Source organism: Pantoea sp. IMH, from assembly GCF_000599885.1.
Lineage (GTDB): Bacteria > Pseudomonadota > Gammaproteobacteria > Enterobacterales > Enterobacteriaceae > Erwinia.
In genome coordinates this window covers 148,228-159,771 of the sequence record NZ_JFGT01000006.1, presented here as the reverse complement: position 1 = coordinate 159,771, position 11,544 = coordinate 148,228, and the positions used below count along the sequence as shown (strand labels likewise).

General features: G+C 55.1%; 10 protein-coding genes. 1 reads left to right on the top strand and 9 read right to left on the bottom strand.

Annotated features, from left to right (window positions below; all coding sequences use genetic code 11):
- The first annotated feature begins 114 nt into the window (after nt 1-114).
- Complete coding sequence (gene elyC, locus EA20_RS0115115) at nt 115-906, top strand: envelope biogenesis factor ElyC (protein ID WP_024967627.1); 792 nt, start codon at nt 115-117, stop codon at nt 904-906.
- On the opposite strand, the gene EA20_RS0115110 is transcribed toward elyC, so the two are convergent.
- The 9 genes from EA20_RS0115110 to rpsA form a co-directional block, all read right to left on the bottom strand.
- Entirely contained in the window at nt 886-1,779 is an 894-nt protein-coding gene (locus tag EA20_RS0115110) for a YcbJ family phosphotransferase (RefSeq protein ID WP_024967626.1), read from the bottom strand. The two genes, elyC and EA20_RS0115110, sit on opposite strands and share 21 nt — an antisense overlap.
- 117 nt (nt 1,780-1,896) lie before the next feature.
- Nucleotides 1,897-2,643, bottom strand: a complete 747-nt coding sequence (kdsB, locus tag EA20_RS0115105) for a 3-deoxy-manno-octulosonate cytidylyltransferase (protein WP_024967625.1) — start codon at nt 2,641-2,643, stop codon at nt 1,897-1,899.
- Complete coding sequence (locus EA20_RS0115100; protein ID WP_024967624.1) at nt 2,640-2,822, bottom strand: Trm112 family protein; 183 nt, start codon at nt 2,820-2,822, stop codon at nt 2,640-2,642. The genes kdsB and EA20_RS0115100 overlap by 4 nt, the downstream gene beginning before the upstream one ends.
- Nucleotides 2,823-2,885: 63 nt before the next feature.
- Entirely contained in the window at nt 2,886-4,103 is a 1,218-nt protein-coding gene (locus EA20_RS0115095; protein ID WP_024967623.1) for a winged helix-turn-helix domain-containing protein, read from the bottom strand.
- A gap of 31 nt (nt 4,104-4,134) precedes the next feature.
- Complete coding sequence (gene lpxK, locus EA20_RS0115090; RefSeq protein ID WP_024967622.1) at nt 4,135-5,145, bottom strand: tetraacyldisaccharide 4'-kinase; 1,011 nt, start codon at nt 5,143-5,145, stop codon at nt 4,135-4,137.
- On the bottom strand, nt 5,142-6,890 hold the full coding sequence (gene msbA, locus EA20_RS0115085; protein WP_024967621.1) for a lipid A ABC transporter ATP-binding protein/permease MsbA: 1,749 nt from the start codon (nt 6,888-6,890) through the stop codon (nt 5,142-5,144). The genes lpxK and msbA overlap by 4 nt, the downstream gene beginning before the upstream one ends.
- Nucleotides 6,891-6,924: 34 nt before the next feature.
- On the bottom strand, nt 6,925-9,189 hold the full coding sequence (locus EA20_RS0115080) for a ComEC family protein (RefSeq protein WP_024967620.1): 2,265 nt from the start codon (nt 9,187-9,189) through the stop codon (nt 6,925-6,927).
- A 264-nt stretch (nt 9,190-9,453) separates the two neighbouring features.
- The gene (gene ihfB, locus EA20_RS0115075; RefSeq protein WP_013201528.1) at nt 9,454-9,738 is read right to left on the bottom strand and encodes an integration host factor subunit beta; all 285 of its coding nucleotides are present in this window, start codon (nt 9,736-9,738) and stop codon (nt 9,454-9,456) included.
- A gap of 85 nt (nt 9,739-9,823) precedes the next feature.
- Nucleotides 9,824-11,497 carry a 30S ribosomal protein S1 gene (gene rpsA / locus EA20_RS0115070; protein ID WP_024967619.1) on the bottom strand — a complete coding sequence of 558 codons (1,674 nt, stop codon included), beginning with the start codon at nt 11,495-11,497 and terminating at the stop codon, nt 9,824-9,826.
- Nucleotides 11,498-11,544 lie beyond the last annotated feature (47 nt).

Sequence of the window (11,544 nt, the reverse complement as noted above, 5' to 3'; positions counted from 1 at the left end):
CTGGTCGGTGGGTGCTTCGGGGCGCTATTTTGACATACACTGAGGGAGAATGAACCTTTCCGTCACCGCCTCGCTTTTGGGTGGCGTTTTTTCAGACAAAAGGAAGCCATTTTCATGCTTTTCACCCTAAAAAAAACGCTTGGCGGGCTGCTGATGCCTTTGCCGCTGCTGCTAATCGTGATGGCGGCGGGGCTTTTACTGCTCTGGTTCAGCCGCTGGCAGAAAACGGGTAAAATCGTTATTTCTGGCGCCTGGCTCTTCCTGCTGCTGCTGAGCCTGCAACCCGTGGCCGATCGCCTTCTGGCTCCTGTGGAAAACCGCTATCCAACCTGGCAAAATCAGCAGAAAGTCCCCTATATCGTGGTGCTTGGCGGCGGCTATACCTGGAACGAAGAGTGGGCACCCAGCTCAAATATGATCAATAACAGCCTGCCACGGCTGATTGAAGGCATTCGTCTGTGGCGGGAGAATCCGGGTGCAAAAATGATTTTTACCGGGCGGGCGGTGGCTGATAATCCGCTCAGCTCAGCCGAAGTCACCGCACGTGTTGCCGGGTCGCTTGGCGTACCAGCGGCGGCAATCATTACGCTTACCAGGCCGAGAGATACGGAACAGGAGGCTCGCGAAGTGGCAAAAGTGGTGGGCGACCAGCCTTTTCTGCTGGTCACCTCTGCTTCCCACCTTCCCAGGGCCATGATCTTCTTCCAGCGCCAGGGGCTTCATCCTCTGCCTGCGCCTGCTAATCAACTGGCGATTACCTCTCCGCTAGGCTTTCTGGAGAAGGCGATCCCTGCGGCGTTCTGGCTGGGTCACAGCGAGCGAGCCATTTATGAGTCGCTGGGACGGCTCTGGCAGCAGATTAAACCCGACGCGAAGCCGCTCCCGTCAACAGAGCCAGGGAAGTAATGACTGCGCCGCCGTGCGGAAACGAACCTGATCGAACTGGCCGCCGTTAATCAGCCTGTCGATCTGATCCCACATCAGGTAAAGCCAGCGCCGCGCCACGAAACCGTCGGCTACCGGCGCCCGCTTCAGGTAGTGATATAGCAGCGCTTCGGCCTGTCCCGGCTCAGAGAGACGGAACAGCTCATATTCGCGCGGCGCCCAGAGAATGATGCCCGGATCGATCACCCCCAAAAGGTCATCGCTCCGGGCAGATTTATGCAGGCTGCCCAGGGTTAAATTGCCGTGAACAAGCACGCAGGGATCGTTAAAGTCAGCCAATAAATTGCCCAGGTTTTCCCTGCTACGATAAAGCACGCGACGGTCGTCCATGGCGAGGATGTCTGGGCGCATAAAGCCCAGCGTTGACCAGAGCACTTCCACTTTTTGCGCATACCAGGCTGGCCAGTGATTTTCCTGCGTGCTGTCCACGGTGCCGACCAGACCATGACTCTCCAGCCGGTGCCATCCCAGCAGCGCGTCGACGATTTGATCCTGTAACTTCAGCCACTGTGCAGGCGTTCTGGATGGGGCTTCAACCGGGATGCCGCCCATGCGTTCAATCAGTAAGACCTCGTGCTGCGGGGGCAGCTGGCTAATTACCAGACCATAGACGGAAGGCAGACGGACAGCGCTATCGCGTGCCAGCATTGAGATTTTGAATGCTTCCTGAGCGGCCATGCCTCTGACACTGAAATACTTTGCCACTACGGGCATCGCATGTCCGTTCCCATCATAGAGGGAATAGAGACTGGCGTAAGGCTGCTCGCTGATGCATTCAAGGCGGCTCAGCGGTTCGCCAAGCACCAGTGATAATTCCGACTGAAGTTGTTCCATCTCCTCCTCCTTTATCGCCTCAGATAATAATGGACCGAAGGGCAGGTTTTACCGCGAGTCAGATCAAGGTTGAATAAGAAAAATGAAACAGGGACAAAAAATGTCCCTGAAGAGGACCTACTTCATCGCGGCGCGGACACGCTCAAGATCTTCCTGAGTATCAACGCCCACGCTGGGGATCGCTCTGGCAACATCTACGTGGATTTTTTCGCCATACCAGAGCACTCTGAGCTGCTCAAGCAGTTCAATATGCTCCAGCGGACTCGGCTCCCAGCTGACGTAGCGGCGAATAAATCCCGCCCGGTAACCGTAGATGCCAATATGACGCAAAAAAGTCTCACCGATGGTGTCACGGGAGATCGCAAACCGTTCACGATCCCAGGGGATGGCTGCCCGGGAAAAATAGAGCGCATAGCCTTGTGCATCTCTGACCACTTTGACGGCATTAGGGTTAAATGCTTCTTCCGCTGTAGTGATCGGTACCGCCAGTGTGGCCATGCCCGCCTCGCTTTTCGCCAGGTTTTCTGCCACCTGACGCACGATGACCGGTGGGATCATCGGTTCGTCGCCCTGAACGTTGACGATGATGGTCTCATCCGCGAACTGATAGCGATCGATGACCTCAGCCAGTCGCTCCGTCCCCGACTGATGATCGGCGCGGGTCATGCAAACTTCACCATCGGCAGCGCTGACCGCGTCAGCCACTTGTTGGTTATCGGTCGCCACGATTACACGATCGGCACCCGACTCCAGCGCCCTTTCCATCACATGAACGGCCATCGGCTTACCGTGGATATCAATCAGCGGTTTCCCTGGCAGGCGTGTGGAAGCAAAGCGTGCAGGGATAATGGCAACAAAACTCATGGATGGCTCTCTTCCAGCGTCAGGGCGCGGGATTCCGTCTCCAGCAATACCGGGATGCCATCGCGAACGGGCCAGGCCAGGCCGTCAGGTTTGCAGATAAGCTCCTGCTGATCTTTGATGTAATAGAGTTTGCCGTGGCAAACAGGACAAGCAACGATTTCGAGTAGACGATGATCCATGGTTTCTCCCTGGTGGACCCGGACAGACAGAACGGTAGAATATCATAGCTCAGGCGGGAGCCGCTAACCCGCCTGAACGAACCAGCCATTTTGCCATACTGCCGCCAGTTCAGCGGGCTGTTTATCTATGATGATACTTTCAGCGCCCTGCCAGCGGGCAAACCGGCTCAGCGCCAGCTTCACATCCGAACTCATGCGCTGGCTTAGCCGCACGCCTGGCTCAAGCCAGATTTGCCTGATTTGCAGCACCTTTTCCCGGCGCAGCATTCTGGCATCCAGCCGGCCCTTCAGTGCGCCGTTGTGCAACAGTGGCAGCACAAAATAGCCATACTGCCGCTTTGCTTCCGGCGTGTAGCATTCCAGCCGATAATCGAAACTGAACAGCTCCAGCGCCCGCTTTCGATCCCATACAACAGGATCGAACGGCGAAAGGATCGCCGTATGCGTGGCTGCAGGGATCTTATCAAGAAGCGGAAGCAGGGAGCGATGCAGGTAGCATTTGCCCAGTGTTTCCACCTCTGTGGCAACGACTTCTCCGCTCTCAAGCCAGTCCGCGACGCTCTCCCTGACCGGAGCCCGCTTAAGCCGGTAATAATCGGCCAGCCAGGTCGCGCGAAACAGGCCGAGACTCTGCGCGCTGTTTCGCAGCATCTGCTTTACCGCATCCTCTTCGGTCAGCGCATGACGCGAGTCATCCCATTCTGGTAACACGCGCTGGCGAAGATCGTAGACCCGCTGAAAATTACGCCGCTCCGTCACCATCAGTTCACCCGCGGAGAACAGATTCTCCAGATGCCGTTTGTGCGGTTTCCAGGCCCACCAGCCCGGCTTCTGTCCGGCAGGTGCCTTGAAATCGGCAGAGCGGACCGGACCATACTGCTCAATATGCCTGAGAAGCGCCGCAATATCTGACTGCCAGGTTTGCATCCAGGCAGCATTATATTTCCAGCCCAGACGCTGAGGATTAAGCATTCGGTGGCGCAGTAAGGGGTAATCTTCTACAGGAATAAAGCAGGCTTCATGTGCCCAGTATTCAAACAATTTTTTCTCTGAGAGCGCCTGCTCCAGCCAGCCTGCTGGATAATCACCAAGGCGGCTGAACAGCACCAGATAAGGGCTACGGGCCACAACATGGATAGTATCAATCTGCAACAGCGACATCTGGCGAAGCGTGGCGAGCATATCCGCAAATTGTGCTTTGCGTTTTGGCGGGCGCAGCAATCCCTGAGCTGCCAGATGAAGATGGCGGGCCTGCTTCAGTGAAAGTTGAGATAAAGCCATGAGGCACCTTTTTAAGGAAGATGCTCTCAGTTTAGCGCGTTTCTTCTGCGCGCTCAGGCGGCGGTTGGGAAACCAGCGAAGTAATACGATCGAGCAAGGCCTGAGCACCTGTTTCAGGAAGAACCGCCTCAACAGGCAGATACCACCAGTTTTCCCGCGCAAAGTGACGTGCTTTAACCGCATCTTTTTCGGTCATCAATAGCGTTTCGCCCGGACCAGACAGGCCGGCAAGCTGGGCTTCGCTGTAGCTCTGATGATCGGCAAAAGGGATTTCTCTGACCAGCCTGACACCTGACTGTGCGAGCGTCGTGAAAAAACGCGGAGGGTGACCTATTCCGGCCATCGCTACGACATTCTTAAGCGTGCTGGCCGCCCGGCGTTCTCCCGTTTTAAGATTAACAGCCAGTCCCGGTACCAGTTGCATCGGCAGCTCCTCACCGACGGCGACGCCGCCATTGGCGATAACAGCATCAACGCTTGTCAGTCTCGAAGCCCGCTCGCGCATTGGCCCGGCCGGCAGCCACCAGCCGTTACCGAACCGGCGTACGCCATCCACCACCACAATCTCAATGTCCCTGGCGAGCGCATAGTGCTGCAATCCGTCGTCTGTAATGATCAGATCAATGCCGCCCTTCTCCACCAATGCTCTGACGGCATCCGCCCTGACAGGAGAAACGGCGACGGGTGCGCCAGTCCGCTGATATATCAGTACCGGTTCGTCACCCGCCTGGCGTGGCGTGGTTTTCATATCCAGTACCAGCGGGTAGCGATCTGCCCGTCCGCCGTAGCCCCGGGAAACAACGCCTGGCCGGTAGCCGCGCCGCTGGAGCGCTTCCACCAGCCAGATGACAACCGGCGTTTTGCCGTTACCGCCTGCGGTAAGGTTTCCCACCACCACAACCGGTAGCGGCGAGCGCCATACCTTACGCCAGCCCCACCGGTAGCTGAGACGGATCAGATTACTGACCGCCCCATACAACCAGCTCAGGGGTAACAGCAGCAGATAAAGCGGCGAGCGGCCACTCCATAGGCGTTCGATCATTGGCCAAACTGCATTTTATGCAGCTGCGCGTAGGCGCCCTGCTGTGCCAGCAGATCATTGTGGTTGCCACGTTCAACGATGTGGCCATCTTCCACCACCACAATCTCATCCGCTTTTTCAATGGTTGAGAGGCGGTGAGCAATCACCAGCGAGGTCCGGTTTTTCTGAAGCTCATCCAGCGCGGACTGAATGGCCCGCTCAGATTCTGTATCCAGTGCGGAGGTTGCTTCATCAAGGATCAGTATCGGGCAGTCACGCAGCAGCGCACGGGCGATCGCGATACGCTGACGCTGGCCGCCAGAAAGCAGCACGCCATTTTCCCCGATCATCGTATCCAGCCCGTTATCCATCTTGCTGATGAAATCCATTGCATGAGCCATTTCGGCCGCTTTCTCAATATCTTCGCGGCTATACTGCTCACTACGCGCATAGGCGATGTTGTTAGCAACGGTATCGTTGAAGAGATGGACATTTTGCGAAACCAGCGCAACCTGATTACGCAGGGAGCGGAGCGTATATTCCCGCAAATCATGCCCATCCATCAGGATCTCGCCCTGCTGGATATCATAAAAACGGGTCATCAGGCTGGCAATGGTCGATTTGCCCGACCCGGAACGTCCTACCAGCGCAACGGTTTTACCCTGCGGAATCGACAGATTAATATTGTGTAGCGCAGGTTTTTCTCGCCCTGGATAGGTAAAGGTCACGTTACGAAATTCAATATCGCCCTTCGCACGTTCAATCACGCGGGTGCCCGTGTCCACTTCCTGCTCGCTGTCCAGAATAGAGAACAGCGTCTGACAGGCTGCCATCCCGCGCTGGAACTGCGCATTGACGTTAGTGAGAGATTTGAGCGGACGCATCAATGCAATCATTGCCGAGAAGACCACGGTGATGGTACCGGCGGTTAAAGTTTCCATCACGCTCGGGAAGCTGGCGGCAAACAGCACGAATGCCAGCGCCAGAGAGGCAATCAGCTGAATAATAGGATCGGAAATGGAGGAGGCGGAAACCAGCTTCATTCCCTGCTGGCGCATACGGTTGCTGACGCGGCTGAAGCGCTCGCTTTCCACGTCCTGACCACCAAAAATCAGCACTTCTTTGTGCCCTTTCAGCATCTGCTCGGCGCTGGTGGTGACGTGGCCCATCGTGTTCTGCATGTTCTTGCTGATATTTCGAAAACGCTTCGATACCAGACGAATAGCAAAGGAGACGATGGGGGCCAGCACAATCAGAATCAGCGACAGCTGCCAGCTGTAATAGAACATCATGATAAACAGGCCGATGATAGAAGCGCCTTCGCGCACTACCGTGACCAGCGCGCTGGAAGAGGAAGAGGCAACCTGTTCAGAATCATAAGTGATACGAGAAAGTAGCGTCCCGGTCGACTGCTGATCGAAGAAGGACACCGGCATGCCCATCATATGGCTGAACAACCGACGACGCATACCCATTACCACGTTTCCTGAAACCCAGGATATGCAATAACTGGAAATATAGCTGGTCACGCCACGGAGCAGCATCAGGCCGATAACGGCCAGCGGCATCCACACCAGTACCGAAGAGTTCGCGTTGCCAAACCCTTCATCAAGCAGTGGTTTCAGCAGGGACAGCATGAAGGTATCACCCGCCGCGTTCAGTACCAGCGCTACCGCTGCCACAATCAGACCCGTTCTGAATGGCGCTATCATCGGCCAGAGTCGGCGGAATGTCTGCCAGGTGGAGAGATCTTTATCCTGATTCATTATTTACCAGCGTTGAATGAAATAGCCGCTTATTCTACCTGGAATCAGGTGGTACGCCAAACCACTGATGGTACCATCTGGGCATTATTTGCGTCCTCATGCCAGTAACCTGCCAGTTTTGCTGATAAAATTTCACACTGAGCTGGCCATGAACCGCCGTGTCATACCAGTTATAGTGATTCTCTCTGTAGCGTGCGATCACCCTTAAGGCAGGCAGCCGCCAGGGGCTGTAACGCGCGGCAGAGGCAAGCGCGACCTGCCCCGCCACGGCCCTGAGGAAAGGCGCCGTTGACGAAGTTCCGCTTCCATGATGAGGGACCTGCACTATTCCGGCGTGCAATTCATGCCTGTACCGCCTGACCAGCTTCAGTTCCGCCGGGGCTTCTATATCACCCGTCAGAAGCACCCGCCGGTGTCCGTCGCTGACGACAACCACACAGGATTGATTATTGCCACTTTGCGCCTCCCTACGCTCGGGCCAGATGGCCTGAAAAGTCAGATTCTGCCACTGCCAGCGATGACCGCGCAGACAGGGCTGATGCGCCTGCGTGCCCGCACTGCTGTGAATAATGGCATCAGGAAACGCCGCCTGAAGGGTTGCCAGCCCACCTATGTGATCCAGGTGACCGTGGCTGAGGATCAGGTGTCTGACGGTCAGACGCTGCCAGTTCAGCCAGGGAAGAATATAGCTTCGTGCTGCGTCTCCGCCCTCCCAGCGATTACCGGTATCATAGATTACCGCTTCGCCCTGTCTGGAGATCACGATGGCAAGCCCGTGCCCCACATCCAGCATATCCAGACGCCATTCCGGCCGCACAAAATTTATCCGCCAGCATATCAGAGAGGCGCAGAGCGCTGTAAGCGTGACAGGTGATGCCCGATACCAGTCCAGACGCCAGGCGATAACCACCAGCCAGGCCAGCAGGCTAAGCGCGGGAATAAGTTGGTTAACGCTTAGCCAGCCGGCAGGGAGCGCTTCAAGCGGGATAAATACCAGCGCCAGCGAGCGGTCAACACACCACCAGATAAACTGGCCTGCCGGCGTGATAACGTTCAGAAACAGGGCACAAAAAATCAGAGGCACAGTGAGGAGTGTGACCACCGGCACCGCCCAGATATTAGCCACCAGCGCAGTGAGGCTGATGCCGTGGAAAATGAACATCTGTACCGGCATCAGCAGCAGAAACAGCCCGAGCTGGAGATGAAAGAGCCGCAGGATCAGCCAGTGCTTTTTATGCATAAACCGGCCCGGCAATGGAAACCACTGAAACCAGAAAAGCAGGCCAGCCACCGCCGTTGCTGAAAGCCAGAGACTGTCTGAAAGCGCGCTAAGCGGATCAAAAAAAAGAATAGCGCCGATGCAAAGGCACCAGACCTGCCAGTGCGTACAGCACCATCCTTTTAACCGTATCACGCTCCAGGTGCTCAGCGCCACGAGCGCCCGTATCGCAGGTGGATTTCCGCCGGAAAGCCAGCCATAAACCAGCGCTAACAGCAGACTAAACGCCACCGGAAACCGGTGACCGATAAAACGTGCGGGGAAAAAAAGCTGCAAAAACCGGGCGGTAAGCCAGCCCAGACTGGCAGCCAGGCCGGTATGCATGCCCGAGATCGCCATCAGATGCGCCGTACCGGTTTCGCGTAGTAGCTGGTTTATTTCCCGGCTGACCTCGCCACGTTCGCCAAACGCCAGCGCTGAGATCAGCGCCTGCCACGGCAGGTGTTGATAATTTTTGTGATTGCTACTGATTAGGCGATCCCGCCAGCCGCACGCCGCATCAGTCACGACTGGCGCGGTGATCCGGCCAGTAAGCGGCGTGGCGTTTGCAACCGCGAATCGCTGTGCGTCAAATCCAGCCTCATTCAGTCGTGCGTGAACCGGTCGCACCTTGAGTGTCATCTGCCAGCGCTGACCACCACAAAAGCGTTCACTCCGGTTCCGGGTACTGAGTAAGGCAAATAGCGGAGGAAAAATGGGCATTCCTGCCCTGCTGATAACGCGTACTCTTACGCTTTCTGTCTGAGGCAGTACCTGCACGATTTTCACCGTCGCCACGAAGGGCGCTGAAGAGAATAATGCGATCTGCTTTTCCGTCGTCCGCCCTGTTTCCACGCACCAGAGAAATAGCAGCATTAAAACCGCCATATGCAGAGCCACCTGATGTCTTACAAGCAGTAATATCACCGCCGCACAGGCTATCCAGAGAGAGGATTCCGCTGAGGGTAGCTGAGGCAAATAATTCAACGGCAGCGCCGCAGCGATAACGGCGGTCGCTAAGCGGACAAGGGAGTAAGGCATATCGGCTCTCCATATTTCTGCGAAGAGTGTGCCGTTAAACGTTGCCGCTGGCAGCAGGCGGTCATTATTGTCTGGAACAGGCAGGGAGACTTTTTATGTAAGGAAGGCGATGTCTTAAAATTATGTGTGCGGAGCCGCAATTCTTAAGCGGTAAGAGGTGAAATCAGATGCCTGGTGTTTGGTGCCTGACGCCTGAAGGGCAGCGTGAAAAAAAGGCGAAAAAAAACGACGCCGGAGCGTCGTTTTATTGCGTAATGCACAGCCTTAACCGTAGATATTTGCACGATCGCGCAACTCTTTACCCGGCTTGAAGTGTGGAACGTACTTGCCTTCCAACTCCACTTTGTCACCCGTTTTCGGGTTACGACCGGTGCGAGGCGCACGGTAATGCAAAGAAAAACTGCCGAAGCCCCGGATTTCAATGCGTTCGCCCTGGGCCAATGTGGTCGCCATGTGCTCAAGCATCTCTTTTACCGCATCCTCAACGACTTTCGCCGGAATATGAGAGTGCTGGCCAGCAAGTCTTTCAATCAGTTCTGACTTGGTCATAAATCCTCCGGTTATTTCCATCTGGAAAAACTTTGACAGTAACGGCATCGCCAGGGGGCTTTCGCCACCCCGGCGGCTGTGGCTATTACTCGCCTTTAGCTGCTTTGAAAGCTTCAGCCATAGCGTTAGAGAAGTTACCTTCTTCCTGTTTAGCGTTCACAGTATTGATGGCTTCTTTCTCGTCTGCCTGATCTTTAGCACGTACAGACAGGCTAACTACGCGGTTTTTACGATCAACGCCGGTGAACTTAGCTTCAACATCGTCGCCTACGTTCAGTACCAGCGTCGCATCTTCAACGCGGTCAACAGAGGCTTCTGAAGCGCGCAGGTAACCTTCAACGCCGTCAGCCAGTTCAACAGTAGCGCCTTTAGCATCAACAGCGGTCACTTTACCGTTAACAATAGCACCTTTCTTGTTCAGAGAGATGTAGTTGTTAAACGGATCTTCTGCCAGCTGCTTAACGCCCAGGGAGATACGCTCGCGCTCTGCGTCAACCTGCAGAACCACGGCTGCGATTTCGTCGCCTTTCTTATATTCACGAACTGCTTCTTCTCCGGTTGCGTTCCAGGAGATGTCAGACAGGTGAACCAGGCCGTCGATACCGCCGTCCAGGCCGATGAAGATACCAAAGTCAGTGATTGACTTGATTTTACCTTCAACGCGGTCGCCCTTGTTGTGGGTTTCTGCAAACTGCTGCCATGGGTTAGATTTACACTGCTTCAGACCCAGGGAGATACGACGACGTTCTTCGTCGATGTCCAGAACCATAACTTCAACAACATCGCCAACGTTAACAACTTTTGACGGATGGATGTTTTTGTTGGTCCAGTCCATTTCTGAAACGTGCACCAGGCCTTCAACGCCTTCTTCGATTTCAACGAAGCAGCCGTAGTCGGTCAGGTTAGTTACACGGCCAGTCAGACGAGTGCCTTCTGGGTAGCGCTTAGCAATTGCGACCCATGGATCTTCGCCCAGCTGCTTCAGACCCAGAGAAACACGGGTGCGCTCGCGGTCGAATTTCAGCACTTTAACGTTGATTTCATCACCAACATTCACGATTTCGCTTGGATGCTTAACGCGTTTCCATGCCATATCAGTGATGTGCAGCAGGCCGTCAACGCCGCCCAGATCAACGAAGGCACCGTAGTCAGTCAGGTTCTTAACGATACCTTTAACTTCCATGCCTTCCTGCAGGTTTTCCAGCAGCTGATCGCGCTCTGCGCTGTTCTCAGATTCGATAACAGCACGACGTGAAACCACAACGTTGTTGCGCTTCTGGTCCAGCTTGATGACTTTGAATTCAAGCTCTTTGCCTTCCAGGTGCAGCGTGTCGCGCACTGGACGTACGTCAACCAGTGAACCTGGCAGGAACGCACGAATGCCGTTCAGCTCAACAGTGAAGCCGCCTTTAACTTTGCCGTTGATAACACCGGTAACGGTTTCAGCGTCTTCGTACGCTTTTTCCAGCGTGATCCAAGCTTCGTGACGTTTAGCTTTCTCACGGGACAGCAGAGTCTCACCGAAGCCGTCTTCCACTGCATCCAGTGCAACGTCAACTTCGTCACCCACCTGGATTTCCAGCTCGCCGGCTGCGTTTTTGAACTGCTCTGCTGGAATTGCAGATTCAGATTTCAGACCCGCATCTACCAGCACAACGTCTTTGTCGATAGAGACAACAACGCCGCGAACGATGGAACCCGGACGGGTTTCGATTGTTTTTAGGGATTCTTCAAATAGTTGAGCAAAAGATTCAGTCATATTGATAATCTTATGGATTCTTCAATTTAACGTCCACCTGACATCCT